Origin of the sequence: Micromonospora sp. C28SCA-DRY-2, assembly GCF_030519475.1 — a bacterium.
In the GTDB taxonomy this organism is placed as follows: Bacteria; Actinomycetota; Actinomycetes; order Mycobacteriales; family Micromonosporaceae; genus Micromonospora.
Genome location: NZ_JAUMKD010000001.1, coordinates 446,861 through 469,178, shown reverse-complemented (window position 1 = coordinate 469,178; position 22,318 = coordinate 446,861). Strand labels below are relative to the sequence as shown.

Genomic DNA, 22,318 nt, shown 5'->3' with positions numbered 1-22,318 from the left:
GCAGCGCAGCAGGCCCACCGCACGCCTGCCCCGCGTCGGCCGACCTGAGCCGGGGGGTGAGGGGTGCGTGGGGTGGATGCGATCGGGCGGTCACCGGGCGCGGACAGCGAAAAGCCGGCCGGAGGCACCCTGGGGGTGCCTCCGGCCGGCTATGTCGGTTAGCGGACTCAGTTCGCCATCAGATCGGCGCCACGCCAGCTGAACTCGGGGTCCGTGGCGTACCGCACGGTGATCTTCACGAGATCCTCCGCGTACTTGTTCGCGTGGTGCCCACAGAACACCAGCTCGCTACCACCCGCCAGAGTGATCCGGAGCTTGCCGGCAGCATTGCAGCGGTCGCACCGTTCATCGGCGGCCGGGGGGCTCACCGTCTCGGGCGGCGGCGTGAGGGTCGGGGTCATCGCCTTCCTCCTCTGGTCGTCACCGATGAACAATCTCTTCGGTCGTTGCTCACCTATCGTGCAACACCCTTGTGGGGCCTTGCCTTCCCTGTGTGCCCGCGCGGGATGGAGGTCACACATGGCAGGCACAGTGTGCCGTGCACCAAGGGTGCCACGTCAACGATCACATTCGTGCAACCGAAGGATCACCATCCGACGTTGCACGCCAAGTGGCCAAAACGACACGCCGGGTTGACGATCGCGGATCAGTCGAGGTAATCCCGCAGCACCTGCGACCGCGACGGGTGACGCAGCTTGGACATCGTCTTGGACTCGATCTGCCGGATACGCTCCCGGGTCACGCCGTACACCTGGCCGATCTCGTCCAGGGTGCGCGGCTGGCCGTCGGTGAGGCCGAAGCGCAGGCGTACCACACCCGCCTCACGCTCGGACAACGTCTGCAGCACCTGCTGGAGCTGGTCCTGCAGCAGCGAGAACGAGACGGCGTCGACCGCGACCACGGCCTCCGAGTCTTCGATGAAGTCGCCGAGCTGGCTGTCGCCCTCGTCACCGATGGTCTGGTCGAGCGAGATGGGCTCCCGGGCGTACTGCTGGATCTCCAGCACCTTCTCCGGTGTGATGTCCATCTCCTTGGCCAGCTCCTCCGGGGTGGGCTCGCGGCCCAGGTCCTGGAGCAGCTCGCGCTGGATCCGGCCGAGCTTGTTGATCACCTCGACCATGTGCACCGGGATGCGGATGGTGCGGGCCTGGTCGGCCATGGCGCGGGTGATGGCCTGGCGGATCCACCAGGTGGCGTAGGTGGAGAACTTGTAGCCCTTGGTGTAGTCGAACTTCTCGACCGCGCGGATCAGGCCGAGGTTGCCCTCCTGGATCAGGTCGAGGAAGGCCATGCCGCGACCGGTGTAGCGCTTGGCCAGCGAGACGACCAGCCGCAGGTTGGCCTCGAGCAGGTGGTTCTTGGCACGCTCGCCGTCGCGGGAGATCCAGAGCAGGTCCCGCTGCATGTCGCGGGTGAGCTTCTCCTCGCCCTCCTCGGCCGCGCGCAGCCGCTCGGCGGCGTAGAGCCCGGCCTCGATCCGCTTGGCGAGCTCCACCTCCTGCTCGGCGTTGAGCAGCGGCACCTTGCCGATCTGCTTGAGGTACGCCCGGACCGAGTCCGCGGAGGCGGTCAGCTCGGCGTCCCGGCGGGCCTGCTTGAGCGCCTCGGACTCCTCGTCGTCCCACTCGAAGTCGTTGTCGCTGGCCGAGTTGGCCGCGTCGGTCTCGGCGGCCTGGGTCAGCTCGGCCGGCTCCTCGACCACGACGTCCTCGATCTCGGCGGCGAGTTCCTCCGGGTCGATCTCGCCCTCGGCGGCGTCGCCCTTGGCCTTGCCGGCGGCCTTGGTGGCCTTCGCCGGGCCGGTCGCGGCGGCCACCGTGGCCTTGGTGGCCCGGGTGGCCTTCTTGGCCGGCGCGGCGGCCTTGGCGGCCACCTCGGCGGTGGTGCCGGCGGCCTTGCGCGCGGTCGCCTTCCGCGGCGCCGGCGCCGGGGCCTCCTCGGCGGCGGGCGCCTGCTTCGGGGCCGGCGCGGCGGCCTTCTTGGTGGTCTTGGCGGTGGTGGCCCGGGACGCCGGCGTGGCCGAGCGGGCGGCGGCCACCCGGCGGCGGGTGCTGGCCGAGCCGTCCACCACCACGGTCACTCCCGCCTCGGAGAGCGCCCGCAGGATCTTCTTGGCCTGGGCCGGAGTCACCTCGGCGGACTCGACGGTGCGCGCGAGCTGGGCCGACGTGAGCTGGCCGCCGGCGCTCTGCGCGTGGGCGATCAGGGTGTCGGTGAGCGAGCGAACGTCGGCGCCGGTCTGGCGGGGTTCTGTCACGAATGACCTTCCGGAGGCGAAGAGCGAGCACGGCCGGGTCGTCCGACGCAGAGCGGGGCACCGTGCCGAACGATGTGGTTGAGGAACCCCCGTGTCCCGGGCCGGCCGGTCGCTGGCGGTCCGTGGCGCGTGGGCAGGGGTGAATTGTAACGCCGTCTGCGGCGATCATCCTGCGGCGCACGGCGTACCCGCGGCGGGGACCGCGGATTCGACGCAGATGTGGACTTTGTAAGGATGATACCCGCGCAGGATCCGGAACACCCCGGTCGTGCGGGAAGGGGACGGACGATGGACCGGACGGCGCCGGCGCCGCGGGAACTGCTGGAGATCGCGGTCGAGGTGGCCCGGGACGCGGCCGCGACGGCGCACCGGATGCGGGCCGAGGGCGTGTCGGTGGCGGCCACCAAGAGCACCGCCACGGACGTGGTGACCGCCGCGGACCGGGCGGTGGAGCGGCAGGTGATGGAGGCGCTGCACCGGCTGCGGCCGGCGGACGCGGTGCTCGGCGAGGAGTACGGCGCGGGCGGCCCGGCCGGGCCGGGCGGGGTGCGCTGGATCCTCGACCCGATCGACGGCACGGTGAACTACCTCTACGGGCTGCCGCACTGCGCGGTCTCGCTGGCCGCCGAGGTGGACGGCCAGGTGGTCGCCGGGGTGGTGCGCAACGTCAGCACCGGCGAGGAGTGGACCGCCACCCGGGGTGGCGGCGCCTGGCGCGACGGCGAGCGGCTGCGCTGCTCCACCGAGACCGATCTCGGCCAGGCGCTGGTGGCCACCGGTTTCGGCTACGACCCGGGGCGTCGGGCGCACCAGGCCCGGGTGATCGCCGAGCTGATCCCGCACGTGCGGGACATCCGCCGGCTGGGCGCCGCCGCGCTCGACCTCTGCCTGGCCGCCGAGGGCCGGGTGGACGCGTACTACGAGAAGGGGCTGGCCGCCTGGGACCTGGCCGCCGGCGGCCTGGTGGCCGGCGAGGCCGGGCTGCGGGTCGGCGGACTGGGCGGGCTCCCGCCGGGCCCGGACATGGTCATCGCCGCCCCGCCGGCGCTGTTCGGGCCGCTGCACACCCGGCTGGCCGACCTGGACGCCTCCGGCGGCCCCTGACGGCCGTCCCGCGCCCGGTGGCCGCCCTGGGCCGGCTGCGGCAGCGCGGCCCCCGGTGGCGGTGGCGCGCTCCCGGGGGCAGCGGCGTGGGGCCGGGGCAGCGGCGTCCGGGCAGGGGCGGGCACCCGTCTCCCCGGGGTGGGACGGCCGCCGCGACCGGGAGCCGCTGGAGCCGGCCGGGCCGGTCAGCCCTTCTCGGGCATCGGGCAGGAGCCGGGCGGCGCCACCGGCGAGCCCAGGTCGCCCAGCGACTGGTTGACCTCGGTGGTGGTGGCCAACTGCTGGAAGTCGTTGCCCAGCACCACGTCGACGGTGTCGTCCTGGCGGCCGGCGTCGTACTCGTACTTGGCGGCGTTCAGGAAGTACGCCCGGAGCAGGTGGGCCGAGCCGACGCCCTTCGGGCCGTAGCGCAGCACCGCCACCTCGTCGACCTGCTTCTTCTCGTTGCCTTCCTTCTTGACCTGGAACTTCCGGTTGCGGAAGTCGTCGGCGATGTTGGCGGCGAGACCCGGCTGGTCGGTGCCGTTCAGCACGTTGATCTTCACGTCCTTGGGCTCGCGCAGGCTCACGTCGACCAGCGGCCAGCCCTCCGGGCAGCCACCGGCGAGGCCGGCGTTGCCCTGGGTGTCGCGGACCAGCGCGACGACCACGAAGACCAGGGCGAGCACCCCCAGCAGGCCGACGACAACGAGTGCTCGCACTCGCGCAAAGCTCATCAGGGTGCTCCCGGACAGTGATGGGTGGCGGCGGCCGCCGGCGGTCGGACCGCCCCGCCGGCCGTCGAGTACGCCGCTGAGGTTAACGGTTGTCCGGCCGTCGCGTGGAAACAGCCGGACATGCCGGCGCGCCATCCCGGAACCGGGTACTACTACCCCTATCTTCGTGTCGCCTGAGTCACATTGGGAACAACTTCGCGTGCGGGGGCGTACATCTCAGCCACGAGGGCGGTATACATGCCTCGCCCAAAGGGGGGGTATGGTTCCGCGCTCGCTGGAGGAGTTCCTCTGGCGGCGCCGGCCCGTACGGTCAGCCGGGTCGGGTGACCGACACAAGTGGTGGCCGGCCAGCGGAACCGAAACAGCGTCGTCCGGCGTTACAACCGGAAGCGACAACATCGATATGGGAGAGTGAAACCGATGGCCACCGACTACGACGCCCCGCGTCGCGACGAGGTCGACCTCGGCGAGGACAGCCTGGAAGAGCTCAAGGCCCGGCGCGTCGACTCACAGTCGGGCGCCGTGGACGTCGACGAGGCCGAGGTGGCCGAGAGCTTCGAGCTGCCCGGCGCCGACCTGGCCGACGAGGAGCTCACGGTCAAGGTGCTGCCGATGCAGCAGGACGAGTTCCGCTGCGCCCGCTGCTTCCTGGTGCACCACCGCAGCCAGCTGGCGGTCGAGCGCAACGGCGAGCTGATCTGCCGCGAGTGCGTCTGATCCGCACCGGGTCCACCAGCGGCGGCTCCCGGGCGGGGGCCGCCGCTGTCCGAGTCGTCGTGCGGCGCGCCCGGGGAACTGCTTGACTCGTGACGGGTAGCCGGCACGGAGGTTGGTTCGATGAGCGAGCGTGGCGCGGACGAGGCGGGTGTGGGCGAGCGTGGCGCGGACGACGAGCTGGGGGCGACCGTCGCCGCGCTGACCGCCGACGAGATCGAGCCGGCCCGGCGCCGGCAACTGCTCACCCGGCTCGTCGGGCAGGCCCGGGCCCGCGGGCTCGGCGACCTGTTCAAGCCCCGCGCCGCGGTCCGCTGGATGGTCGACACGGTCGCCGAGATCGCGCCGCACGTGCCGGTGCGTGACCTGGCCACCCTGCGCCGGCACTTCCCCGGGCTGGACGACGACGCGCTCGCCGACCGGCTGGTACGCAACGCCGCCCGGGCGACGGCCGGGGTGGGCGCCGCCGGTGGCGGCGTCGCCGCCGTGGAGTGGGCGGTCACCCCGACCCTGCTCTCCGCGCCGGTGCTGCTGGCCGCCGAGACGGTCGCCGTGGTGGCGATCGAGCTGAAGCTGGTCGGCGAGCTGCACGAGGTCTACGGGGTCTCGCTGCCGATGGGCGGCACCCCGCGCGCCGTCGCGCTGGTGCACTCCTGGGCCAGCCAGCGCGGGGTCAACCCGATGATCCCCGGCGCCGGGGTGGGCGCCGTGCTCGGCACCGCGGCCCGCCGGGAACTGCGGGACACCCTGCTGCGGCGCTTCGGGCGCAACCTGACCACGCTCGGGCCGTTCCTCACCGGGGCGGCGGTCGCCAGCTACCTCAACCGGCGAGCCACCCGGGGGTTGGCCGACCAGGTCCGGGCCGACCTGCACCGCAGGCGCCGCGCGTTGCCGGGGGCCCCACCGGAGCCGCCCGGCGCGTCCGCGCGCCCCTGAGCGGCGGCGGTCAGCCGGCGTCGCGGGCGGCCAGGATCGCCTCGGCCAGCTCGACCGGGCGGCGGCTGCTCACCACCCAGAACGGGGTCGGGTCGGCCGGGTCGTCCAGCACCACCTGCACCGCGCCGCTGATCCACGGCCGCTGCACCACGAACGCCAGCGGATCCGCGCCGACCCCGAGCACCTCGCGCCGGCCGGCGGCGTCCAGCGGGATCGCGTCCGCCACGAACCGCACCGGCAGGCGGGCGTCGTCCACCCGCAGCTCGCCGTCGCGTACCGCGACCCGGACCCGGCCGAGCCAGGCCAGACCGAGCACGGCCGCCGGCGGCAGCACCGCGAACGGCAGCCACGCGCGGACCCCGGAGTAGCCCATCCAGAGCTCGGCGGCGAGCAGGGCGGCCGCGGCCACCCCGGCCAGCCAGAGCCACCAGGGCAGGCCGAGCCGCTCGGAGTGCTCGGTGGGCGCCGCGACGGGCGACGTCGGTGACGGCGACGGCGACGGCGAGGATGGCGACAGGCTCACAGTCCGAGGGTACGGCGCACAACCGCCCGGGTACCCGGCAGGATGGCAGGGTCACCCCGTGAACCGGACGGAAGAGGGGAACCGTGACCGACGTCGTACCCGTGCCCGTACGGCAGCTCGACCCGGAGCTGCCGCTGCCGGCGTACGCCCATCCCGGTGACGCCGGGGCCGACCTGGTGGCCGCCGCGGACGTGGAGCTGCCACCCGGCGGTCGGGCCCTGGTCCCGACCGGCCTGGCGATCGCCCTCCCCGAGGGGTACGTGGGCCTGGTCCACCCCCGGTCGGGGCTGGCGGCCAGGCTCGGCGTGACCGTGCTCAACGCGCCCGGTACGGTCGACGCCGGCTACCGGGGTGAGATCCTGGTCAACCTGATCAACCATGATCGGGACGTGCCGGCGAAGATCTCCCGTGGCGACCGGATCGCCCAGCTCGTCATCCAGCGGGTGGAACGGGCGGTCTTCCAGCCGGTGGTCGAGCTGCCCGCGTCCCCGCGCGGCGCCGGCGGGCACGGCTCCACCGGCGGGCACGCCGGGCTGGTGCCGCCCGCGCCGCGCACCGACGGGGCGGACGGGCGGACGGAAGAGGTGGCAGGGTGAGTGCGAACAGCGGAGGGTTGGCGCAGTGATCTTCTCCCGTAAGCGGGCCGACGCCGGGCGGCGCGGCCGCGACGAGCGGACCACCGAGGTCCTCGACAGCCACGACGGCGAGCAGACCCCGGCGGCCCCGGCGCGCGGCCCGTACGACGTCAGCGAGGCGCCCGCCGGCGTGCAGCGGCTCGACCTGGGCAGCCTGCAGATCCCGGCGGTGCCCGAGGTGGAGGTGCGGGTGCAGGCCGACCCGCAGGGCGTGATCCAGCAGGTGGTGCTGGTGCACGGCCAGAACGCGCTCCAACTCGGCGTCTTCGCCGCGCCCCGCTCCGAGGGCATCTGGGACGAGGTGCGCGAGGAGATCCGGCAGTCGCTGTTCAACGACGGCGCCGCCGCCCAGGAGGCCGAGGGGGAGTACGGCACCGAGCTGCGGGCCCGGGTGCGCACCCCGGACGGCCTGACCGACCTGCGGTTCGTCGGCATCGACGGGCCGCGCTGGATGGTCCGCGGGGTCTACCAGGGCCCGGCGGCCGTCGACCCGGCCGCGGCCGGGCCGCTGGCCCAGTGCCTCGACGGGCTGGTGGTCGACCGGGGCCAGGAGGCGAAGCCGGTGCGCGAGCCGCTGCCGCTGCGGCTGCCCCGGGACGTCGCCGAGCAGGCCGCCCCGGCCGGCGCCGAGGGAGCCGACACGGGTGCGGCGGCCGGCCGGGCGGCTGCGGAGCCCCGCGAGGTCTGACCCGGCGTTCGCCGGCCCGCCGGGACCGGCCCGCTCGGCGTACGCTGGCGGAACGGTCCCGGCGCCGCCGGGCTCGGGCAGTGCCGGCGCGGGCCGGCCGGCGTGGAAGGGTGACGCGGAGGTCATGACGACCGACGAGGACCGGAGATCGCTGCGGCGGATGCTGCGCCGGTTCACGGCCAGCGAGGCCGAGATCGAGGCGCAGGAGCTGCAGAAGGAGAGCGCCGAGCACGGCGGCGTGCCGGCCCGGCAGTGCCACCGGGGCCAGGTGGTGTCCGTCTCCGGGCGGCTGCGCACCGTGGTCTACACCCCGCGCACCAACCTGCCCACCCTGGAGGCGGACCTCTACGACGGCAGCGACGTGGTGACGCTGGTCTGGCTGGGCCGGCGGCACATCGCCGGCATCGAGCCCGGCCGGCACCTCACCGCGCGCGGGCGGGTGGCCGTCCGGGACGACCGGAAGGTCATCTACAACCCGTACTACGAGCTGGAGTCGCCGAAGTGACGACCGGACAGCACCGGGCGGCGGAGCCGGAGACCGGGCCGGAGGAGGAGCGGCTGCCCTCCATCGCCGAGCAGATGGCCGACCAGCTCGGCGGCTGGCGGGGGCTGGTCGAGTCGAGCATCCCGGTGGTCGTCTTCGTGGTCGCCAACATCCTCGGCGAGCTGCGCCCCGCGGTGATCGCCGCGGTGGCCGTGGCGCTGGCGATCGCGGTGCTGCGGCTGGCCCAGCGCCGGCCCGTCCGGCACGCGGTCAACGGGCTCTTCGGCATCGCCATCGGCGCGGCGATCGCCTGGCGTACCGGCGACGAGCGGGACTTCTACCTCCCCGGCATCCTCTACGGCATCGGCTACGGCCTGGCGCTGCTGCTCTCGGCGGCGATCCGGCAGCCCCTGGTGGGGTGGATCTGGTCGGTGCTGGTGGCCCAGGGCCGCTCGGAGTGGCGCGACGACCCGCGGCTGGTGAAGACCTTCACCGGGCTGACCGTGCTCTGGGGCGTGGTCTGGCTGGCCAAGGTGGGCGTGCAGGCCGGGCTCTACCTCGCCCACCAGGACACCGCGCTCGGCGTGGCCCGGCTGGCGCTGGGCTACCCGCCCTACGCGCTGCTGCTGCTGATCACCGTCTGGACCGTCCGCCGCGCCACCCGGGAGAACCAGCCGGCCCCGCTGGCCGGCGGCTGAGCCACCCCCGGTCGGGGTCAGCGCGCCTCGCGGGTCCGCTCGACGCTGTCCGGCCCGAGCACCACGGCCCGCACCGCGTCCTCCACCTCGGCGGTGCAGACGAAGATCAGCTCGTCGCCGGCCTCCAGCGGGTCGTCCGGGCTGGGCACCAGCACCCGCTTGCCCCGCAGGATCGCCACCAGCGCCGAGTCGCGGGGCAGCGGCACCGCGTGCAGCGGCTGGCCGACGTACGGGGCGGTGGTCGGCAGGGTGATCTCGACCAGGTTGGCCTCGCCCTGCCGGAAGGTCATCAGCCGGACCAGGTCGCCGACCGTGACCGCCTCCTCGACCAGGGCGGCCATCACCCGGGGCTTGCTCACCGCGACGTCCACGCCCCACTGCTCGGTGAAGAGCCACTCGTTCTCGGCCCGGTTCACCCGGGCGACCACCCGGGGCACCGCGAACTCGGTCTTGGCCAGCAGCGACACCACCAGGTTGACCTTGTCGTCGCCGGTGGCCGCGACCACCACGTCGCAGCCGGCGACGTTGGCCTCCTCCAGGCTGGTCAGCTCGCACGCGTCGGCCAGCACCCACTCCGCGGCCGGCACCCGGTCCGGCCGGAGCATCTTGGGCTGGCGCTCGATGAGCATCACCTGGTGGCCGTTGTCGATCAGCTCCTGGGCGATGGAACGGCCCACGTTGCCGGCGCCGGCGATGGCGATCCGCATGCTCAGTGCACTCCTTCCGGCGGCGCCGCCGCCACCGACGTGACCGTCGCCACGATGTCGTCGGTGACCAGCATGAAGACCTGGTCACCCTCCTGCACGACGCTGGACGTGGTGGGCAGCGTGCCGATACCGAAGCGGGTCAGGTACGCCACCCGGGCCCCGGTGGCGTCCTCCAGGGCGCGCACCGGCCGGCCGATCCAGTCCTTGTGCGTCGGCACCTCGACGATCGACACCGTGCTGGTCGGGTCGCGGAAGATCTCCACGTTCCCCTCCGGCACCAGGTGCCGCAGCATCCGGTCGGCCGTCCACCGGACGGTGGCCACGGTGGGGATGCCCAGCCGCTCGTAGACCTGGGCGCGGCGCTGGTCGTAGATCCGGGCGGCGACCCGGGACACCCCGAAGGTCTCCCGGGCCAGCCGGGCCGAGATGATGTTGGAGTTGTCGCCGCTGGAGACCGCCGCGAAGGCGTCCGCCCGCTCGATGCCGGCCTGGCGCAGCACCTCGCCGTCGAAGCCGGCGCCGGTGACGGTGATCCCGGCGAAGTCCGGGCCGAGCCGGCGGAAGGCGTCGGCGTCCTGGTCGATGACCGCCACCGAGTGCCCCCGGGACTCCAGGCTGTGGGCGAGGGTCGAGCCGACCCGGCCACATCCCATGATCACGACGTGCACGCTGCCCTCCCAAGGTGCCACCCGCCCCCGCCGGATCGGGCGTGTGTCTGCGAGCCTGCCACGTTCCCGGCACGGGCGGGCACCGACGGTACTCCGCCGGGGCGCCCCCGACGTGATCGACCACCCCCGCGCGCCCGGACGGCGGGTCGTACGCTTGGCGGTTGTGGCCAGTCCCACCTCGCTGCTGAAGCGGCTGCTCGTCGGTCGACCGTTCCGGTCCGACCGGCTCCAGCACACCCTCCTGCCGAAGCGCATCGCGCTGCCCGTCTTCGCCTCCGACGCCCTCTCCAGCGTGGCGTACGCGCCGGACGAGATCCTGCTGACGCTCTCCATCGCGGGCGCGTCGGCGTACCTCTTCTCGCCGTGGATCGCCCTCGCCGTGGTCGTGGTGATGCTGACGGTGGTGGCCAGCTACCGGCAGAACGTGCACGCCTACCCCTCCGGCGGCGGCGACTACGAGGTGGCCACGGTCAACCTCGGGCCGCGCGCCGGCGTCGGGGTGGCCAGCGCGCTGCTGGTCGACTACGTGCTGACGGTCGCGGTGTCGGTCTCCTCCGGGGTGGCCAACCTCGGCTCCGTGGTGCCGTTCGTGGCCACCCACAAGGTGCTCATCGCGGTCCTCGCGGTGGTGCTGCTGACCGCGATGAACCTGCGCGGGCTGCGCGAGTCCGGGACGGCCTTCGCCATCCCCACCTACGGGTTCGTCATCGTGATCGGCGCGATGCTGCTCACCGGCCTGATCCGGATCTTCGTGCTCGGTGACGACCTGCGCGCCCCCAGCGCCGACCTGGTGATCCAGGCCGAGCACAGCGTGACCGGCTTCGCCCTGGTCTTCCTGCTGCTGCGCACCTTCTCCTCGGGCTGCGCGGCGCTCACCGGCGTGGAGGCGATCTCCAACGGGGTGCCCGCCTTCAAGGCGCCGAAGAGCCGCAACGCGGCCACCACCCTGCTGCTGCTGGGCACCATCGCGGTGGCGATGCTGGTCGGCATCATCTGGCTGTCCCGGCTCACCGGGCTCCAGTTCGTCGAGGACCCGGCCCTGCAGATCGTCGCCGGCCCCGAGGGGTACGTGCAGAAGACGGTCACCACGCAGCTCGGCGAGACGGTCTTCGGCTCCGGCTCGGTGCTGCTCTACGTGGTGGCCGGGGCCACCGCGCTGATCCTCTTCCTGGCCGCGAACACCGCGTTCAACGGCTTCCCGGTGCTCGGCTCGATCCTCGCCCAGGACCGCTACCTGCCCCGCCAGCTGCACACCCGGGGCGACCGGCTGGCGTTCTCCAACGGCATCGTCTTCCTGGCCGTCTTCGCGATCGTGCTGATCGTCGGCTTCCAGGCCGAGGTGACCCGGCTCATCCAGCTCTACATCGTCGGGGTGTTCGTCTCGTTCACCCTCTCCCAGGCCGGCATGATCCGGCACTGGAACCGGCACCTGAAGACCGAGCGCGACCCGCAGGCCCGGCGGCGGATGCTCCGCTCCCGGGCGATCAACACCTTCGGCATGGCGATGACCGGCGCGGTGCTGGTCGTCGTCCTGGTCACCAAGTTCCTGCTCGGGGCGTGGATCGCGATCGCCGCGATGGCGGTGATCTACGTGCTGATGCTGGCCATCCGCCGGCACTACGACCGGGTGGCCGACGAGCTGACCCCGCCGGACGGCGGCCGCGCCGTGCTGCCCGCCCGTAACCACGCCGTGGTGCTGGTCAGCAAGCTGCACCAGCCGACGCTGCGGGCCATCGCCTACGCCCGGGCCACCCGGCCGGACACGCTGACCGCGGTGACCGTTAACGTGGACGACAAGGACACCCGGGATCTCCAGGAGGAGTGGGAGCGGCGGGAGCTGCCGGTGCCGCTGACCGTGATCGACTCGCCGTACCGGGAGATCACCCGGCCGATCCTCAACTACGTGGCCGGGGTCCGCCGGGAGTCCCCGCGCGACGTGGTCACCGTCTTCATCCCGGAGTACGTGGTCGGCCGCTGGTGGGAGAACCTGCTGCACAACCAGAGCGCGCTGCGGCTCAAGGGCCGGCTGCTCTTCGAGCCGGGGGTGATGGTGACCAGCGTGCCGTGGCAGCTGGAGTCGACCGCCAGCAAGAACCTCGACCGGCTCGACGCGACGCTCAGCCGCGGGCCGGCCCGGGGCCCGCGGGTGGTGCCGCGCAGCACCCTGCCGCCGGCCGTGCCGCCGCTCGGCGCCGACGAGCCCGGGGAGGGCGGCCGTGGCGCCGGGGCCCGCCGTGACTGAGCCGGGGCGGGGCCTGGAGGAGGCCGAGCGGGTCGAGCTGACCGTGGGGGCGGTCGCCCCCGGCGGGCACTGCGTGGCCCGGGTGGACGGCCAGGTGGTCTTCGTCCGGCACGCGCTGCCCGGCGAGCGGGTGGTCGCCGAGGTCACCGAGGTGCACAAGGGCTTCGTGCGGGCCGACGCGGTGACCGTGCTGACCGCCGCGCCGGAGCGCGTCGAGCCGCCCTGCCCGTACGCGAAGCCGGGCCGGTGCGGCGGCTGTGACCTGCAGCACGTCACCCCGGCGGCGCAGCTGGAGTGGAAGGCCGCGGTTGTGCGCGAGCAGCTCACCCGGCTCGGTGGGCTGACCGGGGACGAGCTGGACCGGCTGGGCGTACGGGTCGAGGCGCTGCCCGGCGGCCCGCTGGGCTGGCGCTCGCGGGTGCGCTACGCGGTGGACGCGGCCGGGCGGGCCGGCCTGCTCAAGCACCGCTCGCACGAGGTGGTGCCGATCGACCGCTGCCTGATCGCCCACCCGGTGATCCAGGAGCTGCCGGTGCTCAGCCCGAGCGGGGCGCGCTGGCCGGACGCGGACGCGGTGGACACGGTCGCCTCCACCGGCGGCGACGTCACCGTCTCCACCGTCGCCGAGGGGGTCGCCACGCCGGTCGACGGGCCGGCCGAGGTGCGCGAGGTGGCCGCCGGCCGGGAGTGGACGCTGCCCGCGTCCGCCTTCTGGCAGGTGCACCCGGCGGCGGCGGACACGCTGGTCGGCGCGGTGCTGGCGGCCCTGCAGCCGCGGCCGGGGGAGTCGGCCTGGGACCTCTACGGCGGGGCCGGGCTGTTCGCCGCGGCGGTGGCCGACCGGGTCGGCCCCGGCGGGCGGGTCACCCTGGTCGAGTCGGCCGCCCAAGGGGTGGCCGCGGCCCGGGAGAACCTGCGCGACCTGCGCCAGGTCGAGGTGGTGGCGGCCCGGGTGGAGACCGCGCTGGCCCGGCGCCGGATCACCGGCCCGGTCGACGTGGTGGTGCTCGACCCGCCGCGCTCCGGCGCCGGCGCCCGGGTGGTGCGCGAGCTGGCCGCCGCCGGTCCGCGCGCGGTGGCGTACGTGGCCTGCGACCCGGCGGCCTTCGCCCGGGACGTGCGCACCTTCACCGGGCTCGGCTGGCGGCTGGCCACGGTGCGCGGCTTCGACCTGTTCCCGATGACCCAGCACGTCGAGCTGGTCGGGCTGCTGCTGCCGCCCGACTGAGCCGGCCGCGGTGCCCCGGCCGACCGCGCGGCCGGGTGGCGCTAGCCTGGCCCGGTGAAGATCGTCGGGCTGATGTCGGGCACCTCCTACGACGGGGTGGACGTGGCCGCCGCCGAGTTCGAGGTCGAGGGCGACACGCTGTGGCTGCGCCCGCTCGGCCACCGCGGGCTGGACTACGACGACGAGCTGCGCGCCGAGATCGGCGCGCTGCTGCCCCCGGCCGGCACCACCGTCGAGGCGGTCTGCCGGCTGGACAACCGGCTCGGCGAGGTCTTCGCCGAGGCGGCGGCGGTCGGGGTCGAGCTGGCCGGTGGCGCGGACGCGGTGGTCTCGCCCGGGCAGACGGTCTTCCACTGGGTCGCCGAGGGGCGCGCCCGGGGCACCCTGCAACTCGGCGCGGTGGCCCGGGTGGCCGCCCGGGTGGGCGTACCCGTGCTCAGCGACCTGCGCTCGGCGGACATCGCGGCCGGCGGGCAGGGCGCGCCGCTGGTCCCGGCCTTCGACGCGCTGCTGCTGGACCCGGCCGCCGGGCCGCGGGCGGCGCTCAACCTCGGCGGCATCGCCAACCTCACGGTGGTCGCGCCGGGCGCCCCGGTGCTCGGGTACGACGTCGGGCCGGCCAACGCGCTGCTCGACGCGGCCGCCCGCCGCCTCCTGGACCGCCCGTGCGATACCGACGGGGCCCGGGCGGCGGCCGGCCGGGTGCACGCCGGGCTGCTCGCCGCACTGCTGGCCGAGCCGTACTACGCCGCGCCGCCGCCCAAGTCGACCGGCAAGGAGCTGTTCCACGCCGGGTACCTGGACCGGCACCTGGCCGCGGTCGGCGAGCCGGTGCCCACCGACGACGTGCTCGCCACGCTGACCGAGCTGACCGCCCGGGTGGTCGCCGCCGAGTGCGACCGGCACCGGGTGGTCGAGGTGGTGGCGGCCGGTGGCGGGGTGCGCAACCCCACCCTGCGGCGCCGGCTGGCGGCGCTGGGCGCCGGCCGGTGGCGGCTGCGCACCACCGACGAGCTGGGGGTGCCCGCGCAGGCCAAGGAGGCGTACGCGTTCGCCCTACTGGGCTGGCACTCCTGGCACGGGCTGCCGGGCGCGCTGCCGTCGGTGACCGGGGCCACCCGGGCCGCCGTGCTCGGCTCCTGGACCCCGGCCGGGCCGGCCCGCGACGCCGTCCCGCCCACCCCGCCGCGCCGGCTGCGGATCCGGTCCTGAGCTGGTGCTCAGCCCGGCGCCGGGGGCCGGGCGGGCTCGGCCCGGGCTGCGGAGTACCGGGCGGCCGATAGACTCTCCGGTCATGAGTGTTGAACAGGACACGGCCGCCCCGGGCCGGCTGCTGGCCACCGTGCGCGGTCCGCAGGACGTCAAGCGGATGTCCGCCGAGGAACTGGACGTCCTCGCCGCCGAGATCCGCGACTTCCTGATCGCGAAGGTCTCCCGCACCGGCGGGCACGTCGGGCCCAACCTCGGTGTGGTGGAACTGACCCTGGCCATGCACCGGGTCTTCGACTCCCCCCGGGACCGGCTCCTGTTCGACACCGGCCACCAGGCGTACGTGCACAAGATCCTGACCGGGCGGCAGGCCGGCTTCGACCGGCTGCGCCAGCGCGGCGGGCTCTCCGGCTACCCCAGCCAGGCGGAGAGCGAGCACGACCTGATCGAGAACTCGCACGCCTCCACCGCCCTCTCCTACGCCGACGGCCTGGCCAAGGCGTACGCGCTGCGGGGCGAGTCGCGCAGCGTGGTGGCGGTGGTCGGCGACGGCGCGCTGACCGGCGGCATGTGCTGGGAGGCGCTGAACAACATCGCCACCAGCGGCAACCCGCTGGTGATCGTGGTCAACGACAACGGCCGGTCGTACTCGCCGACCATCGGCGGGCTGGCCGACCACCTCTCCTCGCTGCGGCTCAACCCCGGCTACGAGAAGGTGCTGGACACCGTCAAGGACGCGCTCGGCTCCACCCCGCTGGTCGGCAAGCCGATGTACGAGGTGCTGCACGCGGTCAAGAAGGGCATCAAGGACGCGGTCGCCCCGCAGGCGATGTTCGAGGACCTCGGCATCAAGTACGTCGGCCCGGTGGACGGGCACGACGTGTCGGCGGTCGAGTCGTCGCTGCGCGCGGCGAAGAACTTCGGCGGCCCGGTGATCGTGCACGCGGTCACCCGCAAGGGCTACGGCTACCGGCCGGCCGAGGAGGACGAGGCGGACTGCCTGCACGGCCCCGGCGGCGCCTTCGACATCGAGACCGGCAAGCTGGTCGCCGCCCCGTCGGTGAAGTGGACCCACGTCTTCGCCGAGGAGCTGGTCGCGATCGCCGACGAGCGGCCCGACGTGGTCGGCATCACCGCCGCCATGGCCGAGCCGACCGGCATCGCCTCGCTGGCCCGCAAGTACCCGGAGCGCACCTACGACGTGGGCATCGCCGAGCAGCACGCGGCCACCTCGGCCGCCGGGCTGGCGCTGGGCGGGCTGCACCCGGTGGTGGCGGTCTACGCGACCTTCCTCAACCGCGCCTTCGACCAGGTCCTGCTGGACGTGGCGATGCACAAGCTGCCGGTCACCTTCGTGCTGGACCGGGCCGGGATCACCGGCCCGGACGGCCCCAGCCACTACGGCATCTGGGACATGTCGGTCTTCGGGGTGGTGCCCGGGCTGCGGATCGCCGCGCCCCGGGACGCCGCCACCCTCCGCGAGGAACTGCGCGAGGCGGTGGCCGTCGACGACGGCCCGACCGTGGTGCGCTTCCCGACCGGCACCGTGGCCGCCGACCTGCCGGCCGTGCGCCGGGTCGGGTCGGTCGACGTGCTGGCCGAGTCGGCGCGTACCGACGTGCTGCTGGTCGCGGTCGGCGCGTTCGGCCAGCTGGGCATGGAGGTGGCCGCCCGGGTCGCCGAGCAGGGCTACGGGGTCACCGTGGTCGACCCGCGCTGGGTCCGCCCGATCCCGGCCGAGCTGGTCCAGCTGGCCGCCGGGCACCGCCTCGTGGTCACCGTCGAGGACGGCGTGCGGGTCGGCGGTGTCGGCGACGCGCTCGCCCAGGCGATGCGGGACGCCGACGTCCGGGTGCCGCTGCGCGACCTCGGCGTACCGGCCGACTGGCACCCGCACGGCACCCGGGCGCAGATCCTGGCCGACCTCGGCCTGACCGCGCAGGACGTGGCCCGCGACGTCACCGGCTGGATCTCCCGGCTCGACGTCGAGCCGGTGGAGCCGGTCCGGCTCTCCGCCGACGACGCGGCCGCGTCGAACTGAGCGTTCACCGACGGCGGGCGGCCCCGGGTCACCGGGACGCCCGCCGTCGCCGTCGCGGCGGGCCGGCCGTGCTGCTCGACCGGCAACGCGGCGAGAGCGCTCCGTCACCCGCCTCCCGGCGCCGCGGAGCCGGCGTGGGTCAGCGGCCGCCGACCGAGCGGTAGTGCGTCTTGCCCGACCCGGCCAGGCTGAACGTCTCCGTGCGCGCCGGCTCCGGCACCACGGTGAGCCCCGGCCGGTCCACCAGCCGCGGGGTGCCCGGGGGCACCGACAGCGAGCTGTCCCGGGTGGCCCGCCAGCTCAGCACCACCAGCGGCTGCCCCGGCACCGGCAGCAGGTACGTCTGCAACGGGCTGGCCTGGTCGGCGGGGGAGACCACGGCCGGACCGCCGTCGGCCGGCCGGTAGACCACCGCGGTCATCGGGCCGGTGGCGGTCTCCCAGCTCAGCTGCTGGAGCTCGGCCGGCTCGCCGCCGCCGAGGGCCACCTCGCCGAGGGTGCGGACGGCGACCTTCTCCATCGGCCAGGACGACGGCACCGAGCGCGGCGCGTCCCGGTCGCCGATCCGCCGGGGGATGCTGCCGAACGGGCCCTCCTCGCCGGCCAGCGCGCAGGTGTCCAGGCCGGCCAGCGCGCGCTTGCCCGACCCGCTCTCGTCGCGGACCAGCGGGTAGCGCGGATCGGCGGTGCCGGTGCCCAGGTCGAGCAGCCGCTCGGCGGCCCGGCCCCGGGGCAGCGACTCGGTGGAGCGCAGCGTGGCGGTCACCGCCACCGCCCGGCAGGCCGGCACGTCGACCGGCTCGGTGAGGCCGTCGGTGCTGGTCAACGCCTTGCCGTTCGGGCCGAGCAGGCGTTGCACCCGGGCCGAGGTGAGGTAGCGCCGGCCGGCGGGAGTCTGCACCGGGAGCACGTCGGAGTAGACGAGGTAGCCGGGGTCGGTGTACTCGGTGGCCCGGGTGACCGCGTACCGGTCGCCGTCGCGGGTGAGTTGCAGCAGCCAGGAGGCGCTCTCGCCGGGCACGTCCGCGGCCACCAGGGCGAGCGGCGCGCCGTCCACCTCGCCGGCGAAGAGGATGCCCGAGGTGGGCAGGTGCACCCGGTCGTCAACCGGTGACCGCCAGTCGCGTACCGCCGCGGTCACCGCCGCGGTCACCGCGGCGTCGCCGGCCAGCGCGCCGCGCGGCGGCCAGACGGTGAGCGAGCCGTCCCGGCTGTCGTAGCCCACCCGCAGTTCGCGGGGCTGCTGCCGGTCGGCGACCGGGCCGCAGGCCGTGGCGGTCAGCAGCAGGGTCAGCAGTGCGGTGGCCGTCATGCCGCGCCGGCGGACTGGAGCCACCTGTACGCCCCCTCGGTCGAGCTGCCGTCGTGAAAGCGCCATAGTACGAGATGTCCGGTCAGCCGGACGCGGCGGCTCGCACCCCGTCCCACCGCCGCCAGCCGAGCCACCACAAGGGACCTCGCGGTGGCTTTGGGGACATTTTCCCGCTCCGGTAGACTCCGCCGACTGTGACGCCTGCCGAGACCCGCGCCGAGTCCTCGCCGGAATCCGACGCCACCACCGCGTCCGATCCGGTGACCGCCGGCGGCGGCACGGCGAACGGTCACGCCGCCCCGGACGGCGCGCCGGCCCCGAACGGGGCGACCCGCGCCGGGGTCGACACCCTGCCGGCGCCGTCCACCCCGGACCCGGTCACCACCGCCGACCCGGTCACCACCGAGCCGGTCACGGCGCCCGCCGGCCCCGCCGAGCCGGAGCCCGCCGCCGACCCGGCACGGCCCACGGTCGAGCCGGCGCGGCCCGCTGCCCCGTCGGCGGAGCCCGACGGCGCGGCGTCCGGCGGCGCGGCGCCCCGGCCCCGGTGGTGGCGCCGCCGCCGCACCGACCTCGCCGTGTTCGGGCTCTTCCTGCTCACCGCGCTCTGGGTGACCAGCCAGATCTGGGTGGACCCGGCCGGCCGGGTCGCCCCGCTCTACAGCAGCGACCCGGCCCAGGTGCAGTTCTTCCTCGCCCACTCGGTGCGGGTGGTGCTGCACGGCGAGTTCCCGTTCTTCACCGAGCAGTTCAACTACCCCGACGGCGTGAACCTGATGGCGAACACCGCCATCCTCGCGCTGGGCATCCCGATGGTGCCGGTGACCCTGCTCTTCGGCCCCGCGGTGACCTTCGTGGTGCTGGTCACCCTCGGCCTCGCCGGCACCGCCGCCGCCTGGTACGTGATGCTCCGCCGGCACGTCGTACAGACCCCGCTGGCCGCGGTGGTCGGCGGCTGGTTCTGCGGGTTCTCGCCGGCCATGCTCTCGCACGCCGGCTGGCACCCGAACATCATCAGCCAGTTCCTGCTGCCGTTCATCGTCTGGCGGGTACTGGTGCTCACCCGGTCCCGGCGGCCGGTCCGCGACGGCGTGCTGCTGGCCCTGATGGTCACCGCGCAGGCGTTCATCAACGAGGAGATCCTGCTCTTCACCGCGCTGGCCTGCGGGGTCTTCCTGCTCGCCGTGCTGGTCCAGCGGCCGGCGCTCTGGTCGGCGGCGTGGCGGCCGCTCGGCGCGGGCCTGGCGGTCTGCGCGGTGCTCGCCGGCGCGCTGCTGGCGTACCCGCTCTACATCCAGTTCGGCGGGCCGATGGCGTACCACGGCCTGAGCGACGCGGTGCGCGACTACGGCAACGACATCGCCGCCTTCTTCGCCCCCGGCTCGCCCACCATCGGCGGCAACCAGCGGGCCAACGTCAACCTGGCCCCTAACTACTCGGAGGAGAACGCCTTCTTCGGCTGGAGCCTGTCGCTGCTCGCCGTCGGCATCGTGCTCTGGCTGCGCCGCGAGCCGCTGGTCCGCGCGCTCGCCGCGACCGGGGTGTTCTTCGCCGTGCTCTCCCTCGGCGAGCGGGTGTCCTGGTGGGACCGGGAGCTGTTCACCGGGCCGTGGGAGTGGCTGGTCCGGCTGCCGCTGCTCGACGCGGTGGTGCCCACCCGGTTCGGACTGATCACCAGCGTGGTGATCGGCGTGCTGCTGGCGCTCGCCGTCGAGCGGGCCCGGTCGCTGCCGCTGGACCGGCGCACCGTACGGACGCTCACCATCGCCGGGCTGGTGCTGGCGCTGCTGCCGATCGCGCCGATGCCGCTGCACATGACCTCCCGCCCGCCGGTGCCCGACTTCATCACCGAGGACCGCTGGCGCGGCTACGTCGGGCCGGACCAGACCCTGGTGCCGATCCCGGTGCCGAGCATGGGCAACACGCACGGGATGCGCTGGGCGGCGTCGACCAACCTGGACTTCAAGATTCCCGGCGGCTACTTCCTCGCCCCGCGCAACGGCAACACCGGTGACCCGGGTCGCTTCGGCGGCCGCCCCAGCGGGTTGGGGCAGCTGCTGGAGGAGGTGGCGACCACCGGGCGTACCCCCAAACTGGACGATCGGCAGCGCCGCCGGTCGCTGGACGAGCTGCGGCACTGGCGGGCGGCGATCCTGGTCCTGCCGGTGCGCCAGCACCACGCGGAGCCGCTGCGGCGTACCGTCGAGCAGCTGGTCGGCCCCGGCCGCCGCGAGCTGGACGTCTGGGTCTGGGACGTGCGGGCGCTGACCGACCAGCCGGCCTGATGGCGGTCGGCACCACCACCGCACCCGCCGACGCCCCGCCCGCCCGGCGGCGCCGCTGGCCGGTCCGCCCGCCGGACCTGCTGGTGGTCGCCGGCTACCTCGCCCTGGCGGTGCTGCTCACCAGCGGTCAGTGGGGTCGCCCGGAGCGGCTGTTCCACCAGGCCGGCGACCAGGTCCTGTTCGAGTGGATGCTGGCCCGCGCCGCCCGGTCGGTGGTCGGGCTGGAGAACCCGCTGCACAGCACGGCGCTGAACGCCCCGGACGGGGTGAACCTGATGGCCAACACCTCGGTGCTCGGCCTGGGCCTGCCGCTGACCCCGGTCACCCTGCTCTTCGGTTCGCAGGCCGCCTTCCTCACCGCCGTCGTCTGCTGCCTGGCCGGCACCGCGACCGCCTGGTACGTGCTGCTGCGCCGCCGGCTGGTCGACTCCCGGCTGGCCGCCGCCGTCGGCGGGCTCTGCTGCGGCTTCGCCCCCGGCATGGTGGCCCAGGCCGGGGCGCACCTGCACATGGCGGCGCAGTTCCTGGTGCCGCTGATCCTGGCGCTGGTGTTCCGGCCGGCGCCCGACCGGGTCTGGCGCTCCGGCGCGCTGCTCGGCCTGACCGTCACCTACCAGGTCTTCCTCGGCGAGGAGGTGCTGGTCTTCGTGGCCCTCGCGGCCGGCGTGTTCGTGGTCGCGTACGCGCTGGCCGACCGGGCGGCGGCCCGTCGGCTGGCGCCCGCGCTGTGCGGCCGGATCGGGGTCGGCGCGGCGGTCGCGGTGGTGCTGCTGGCGTACCCGCTGTGGTTCCAGTTCTTCGGCCCCGGCCACTACCGGGGGATGCCCTTCCACGCGTACGGCTACCAGTTGGACGCCGCCTCGTTCACCGCGTCGGCCCGGCAGACCGTGCTCGGCGACGACTACCTGCCCGGCCTGCTGTCGCCGAACCCCACCGAGGAGAACTCGTTCTTCGGCCCGGGGCTGCTGGTGCTCGCCGTGGTGGTCACCGTCTGGCTGTGGCGCCGGCCGCTGGTGCGGGCGTTGGCCGTCTGCGGCGTGCTGTTCGCCCTGCTCTCGCTCGGCGAGCAGATCCGGCTGGACGGCACCCCGACCGGTATCCCCGGCCCGTACCGGCTGGTCTCCGGGCTGCCGCTGCTGGACCTGGCGGTGCCGGCCCGGTTGTCGCTGGTCTGCGTACCGGTGCTTGGCATCCTGCTCGCCCTCTCGCTGGACCGGGTCCGGTCGCTGCGGCCGGCGGCCACCCCCGGCGACGGTCCGGCGGTCGGGGTGCCGGTGCGGCTGCTCTGGACCGGCGCGGTCGCCGCCGCGCTGCTCCCGCTGACCCCGACGCCGATCCGGACCGTGCCGGCGTGGCCGGTGCCGCCGTACGTGGCCGAGGGCGGCTGGCGGGCGTCGGTGCCGGCGGGCCGCACAGTGGTGCCGGTGCCGCCGGTGACCGGCGCCGGCCTGAGCCCGGCGATGTTCTGGTCGGCCCGGACCGGGCTGGCCTTCGACGCGCCGGGCGGCTACTTCATCGGCCCCCGGTCCGCCGACGACCCGACCGCGCGCTGGGGCGCCCCGGACCGGCCCACCTCGGTGCTGCTGCGGCGGGTGGCCGAGACCGGCGAGGTGCCGGTGGTCACCGACGCCGACCGCCGCCAGGCGGTCGAGGACCTGCGGCACTGGCGGGCGGCGGTGGTGGTCCAGGGCGGACTGCACCGGGGTGACCCGGTGCGCCGCACGGTGGACCAGCTGCTCGGCCCCGGCCGGGAGATCGCCGGCGCCTGGGTCTGGGACGTGCGTGCTCTCGTCGGCTGACCGGGCGGCACCCGCCGGCCGGCCGTGCCCCGCGCCCGGCCGGCGGGAGCTGGCCGTAGCCGATCCGCGGCA

20 protein-coding genes are annotated in these 22,318 nt (G+C 74.8%); 13 read left to right on the top strand and 7 right to left on the bottom strand.

Annotation, left to right across the window (positions count from 1 at the left end):
* Positions 1 to 167: 167 nt before the first annotated feature.
* Positions 168 to 401 carry a hypothetical protein gene (locus Q3W71_RS02120; RefSeq protein WP_073835435.1) on the bottom strand — a complete coding sequence of 78 codons (234 nt, stop codon included), beginning with the start codon at positions 399 to 401 and terminating at the stop codon, positions 168 to 170.
* Between the two features lie 245 nt (positions 402 to 646).
* Positions 647 to 2,257, bottom strand: coding sequence for an RNA polymerase sigma factor (locus Q3W71_RS02115; RefSeq protein ID WP_302917567.1), 1,611 nt, complete (start codon positions 2,255 to 2,257; stop codon positions 647 to 649).
* 288 nt (positions 2,258 to 2,545) lie between these two features.
* On the opposite strand from Q3W71_RS02115, the gene Q3W71_RS02110 reads away from it, so the two are divergent.
* Complete coding sequence (locus Q3W71_RS02110) at positions 2,546 to 3,361, top strand: inositol monophosphatase family protein (RefSeq protein ID WP_302917566.1); 816 nt, start codon at positions 2,546 to 2,548, stop codon at positions 3,359 to 3,361.
* A 185-nt stretch (positions 3,362 to 3,546) separates the two neighbouring features.
* On the opposite strand, the gene Q3W71_RS02105 is transcribed toward Q3W71_RS02110, so the two are convergent.
* The gene (locus tag Q3W71_RS02105) at positions 3,547 to 4,062 is read right to left on the bottom strand and encodes a LytR C-terminal domain-containing protein (RefSeq protein WP_302917565.1); all 516 of its coding nucleotides are present in this window, start codon (positions 4,060 to 4,062) and stop codon (positions 3,547 to 3,549) included.
* 435 nt (positions 4,063 to 4,497) lie between these two features.
* Between Q3W71_RS02105 and Q3W71_RS02100 the strand changes: the two genes are divergently transcribed.
* Positions 4,498 to 4,794, top strand: a complete 297-nt coding sequence (locus Q3W71_RS02100; RefSeq protein ID WP_007075406.1) for a DUF4193 domain-containing protein — start codon at positions 4,498 to 4,500, stop codon at positions 4,792 to 4,794.
* Between the two features lie 120 nt (positions 4,795 to 4,914).
* A complete protein-coding gene (locus Q3W71_RS02095) occupies positions 4,915 to 5,727 on the top strand; it encodes a hypothetical protein (RefSeq protein ID WP_302917564.1) in 813 nt (270 codons plus the stop codon).
* A gap of 10 nt (positions 5,728 to 5,737) precedes the next feature.
* On the opposite strand, the gene Q3W71_RS02090 is transcribed toward Q3W71_RS02095, so the two are convergent.
* Positions 5,738 to 6,244 carry a DUF3093 domain-containing protein gene (locus tag Q3W71_RS02090; RefSeq protein WP_302918703.1) on the bottom strand — a complete coding sequence of 169 codons (507 nt, stop codon included), beginning with the start codon at positions 6,242 to 6,244 and terminating at the stop codon, positions 5,738 to 5,740.
* Between the two features lie 89 nt (positions 6,245 to 6,333).
* Between Q3W71_RS02090 and dut the strand changes: the two genes are divergently transcribed.
* From dut to Q3W71_RS02070, 4 genes are all read left to right on the top strand, one after another.
* On the top strand, positions 6,334 to 6,846 hold the full coding sequence (gene dut, locus Q3W71_RS02085; RefSeq protein ID WP_302917563.1) for a dUTP diphosphatase: 513 nt from the start codon (positions 6,334 to 6,336) through the stop codon (positions 6,844 to 6,846).
* A 25-nt stretch (positions 6,847 to 6,871) separates the two neighbouring features.
* Positions 6,872 to 7,573, top strand: a complete 702-nt coding sequence (locus tag Q3W71_RS02080; RefSeq protein ID WP_302917562.1) for a DUF3710 domain-containing protein — start codon at positions 6,872 to 6,874, stop codon at positions 7,571 to 7,573.
* Between the two features lie 124 nt (positions 7,574 to 7,697).
* Positions 7,698 to 8,078 (top strand): OB-fold nucleic acid binding domain-containing protein, encoded by a 381-nt coding sequence (locus Q3W71_RS02075; protein WP_302917561.1) that lies wholly within the window; start codon positions 7,698 to 7,700, stop codon positions 8,076 to 8,078.
* Positions 8,075 to 8,755, top strand: a complete 681-nt coding sequence (locus tag Q3W71_RS02070) for a DUF3159 domain-containing protein (RefSeq protein ID WP_302917560.1) — start codon at positions 8,075 to 8,077, stop codon at positions 8,753 to 8,755. The genes Q3W71_RS02075 and Q3W71_RS02070 overlap by 4 nt, the downstream gene beginning before the upstream one ends.
* Positions 8,756 to 8,772: 17 nt before the next feature.
* Here Q3W71_RS02070 and Q3W71_RS02065 read toward each other — a convergent pair whose 3' ends face one another.
* Together Q3W71_RS02065 and Q3W71_RS02060 are read right to left on the bottom strand one after the other, a co-directional pair.
* The gene (locus tag Q3W71_RS02065) at positions 8,773 to 9,462 is read right to left on the bottom strand and encodes a TrkA family potassium uptake protein (protein ID WP_088995322.1); all 690 of its coding nucleotides are present in this window, start codon (positions 9,460 to 9,462) and stop codon (positions 8,773 to 8,775) included.
* Between the two features lie 2 nt (positions 9,463 to 9,464).
* Positions 9,465 to 10,130, bottom strand: coding sequence for a TrkA family potassium uptake protein (locus Q3W71_RS02060; protein ID WP_302917559.1), 666 nt, complete (start codon positions 10,128 to 10,130; stop codon positions 9,465 to 9,467).
* A gap of 163 nt (positions 10,131 to 10,293) precedes the next feature.
* On the opposite strand from Q3W71_RS02060, the gene Q3W71_RS02055 reads away from it, so the two are divergent.
* The 4 genes from Q3W71_RS02055 to dxs all read left to right on the top strand — a co-directional run bounded on the left by Q3W71_RS02055 (position 10,294) and on the right by dxs (position 16,850).
* Positions 10,294 to 12,372, top strand: a complete 2,079-nt coding sequence (locus Q3W71_RS02055) for an APC family permease (RefSeq protein WP_302917558.1) — start codon at positions 10,294 to 10,296, stop codon at positions 12,370 to 12,372.
* Positions 12,365 to 13,600 (top strand): class I SAM-dependent RNA methyltransferase, encoded by a 1,236-nt coding sequence (locus Q3W71_RS02050; RefSeq protein WP_302917557.1) that lies wholly within the window; start codon positions 12,365 to 12,367, stop codon positions 13,598 to 13,600. The genes Q3W71_RS02055 and Q3W71_RS02050 overlap by 8 nt, the downstream gene beginning before the upstream one ends.
* Positions 13,601 to 13,654: 54 nt before the next feature.
* The gene (locus Q3W71_RS02045; RefSeq protein WP_302917556.1) at positions 13,655 to 14,812 is read left to right on the top strand and encodes an anhydro-N-acetylmuramic acid kinase; all 1,158 of its coding nucleotides are present in this window, start codon (positions 13,655 to 13,657) and stop codon (positions 14,810 to 14,812) included.
* Positions 14,813 to 14,894: 82 nt separating this feature from the next.
* Positions 14,895 to 16,850, top strand: coding sequence for a 1-deoxy-D-xylulose-5-phosphate synthase (gene dxs / locus Q3W71_RS02040; RefSeq protein ID WP_302917555.1), 1,956 nt, complete (start codon positions 14,895 to 14,897; stop codon positions 16,848 to 16,850).
* A gap of 139 nt (positions 16,851 to 16,989) precedes the next feature.
* On the opposite strand, the gene Q3W71_RS02035 is transcribed toward dxs, so the two are convergent.
* The gene (locus tag Q3W71_RS02035) at positions 16,990 to 18,186 is read right to left on the bottom strand and encodes a hypothetical protein (RefSeq protein WP_302917554.1); all 1,197 of its coding nucleotides are present in this window, start codon (positions 18,184 to 18,186) and stop codon (positions 16,990 to 16,992) included.
* Positions 18,187 to 18,356: 170 nt separating this feature from the next.
* Between Q3W71_RS02035 and Q3W71_RS02030 the strand changes: the two genes are divergently transcribed.
* A complete protein-coding gene (locus tag Q3W71_RS02030) occupies positions 18,357 to 20,447 on the top strand; it encodes a hypothetical protein (RefSeq protein WP_302917553.1) in 2,091 nt (696 codons plus the stop codon).
* Positions 20,447 to 22,246 (top strand): hypothetical protein, encoded by a 1,800-nt coding sequence (locus Q3W71_RS02025; protein ID WP_302917552.1) that lies wholly within the window; start codon positions 20,447 to 20,449, stop codon positions 22,244 to 22,246. Before Q3W71_RS02030 ends, Q3W71_RS02025 begins: the two co-directional genes overlap by 1 nt.
* Positions 22,247 to 22,318 lie beyond the last annotated feature (72 nt).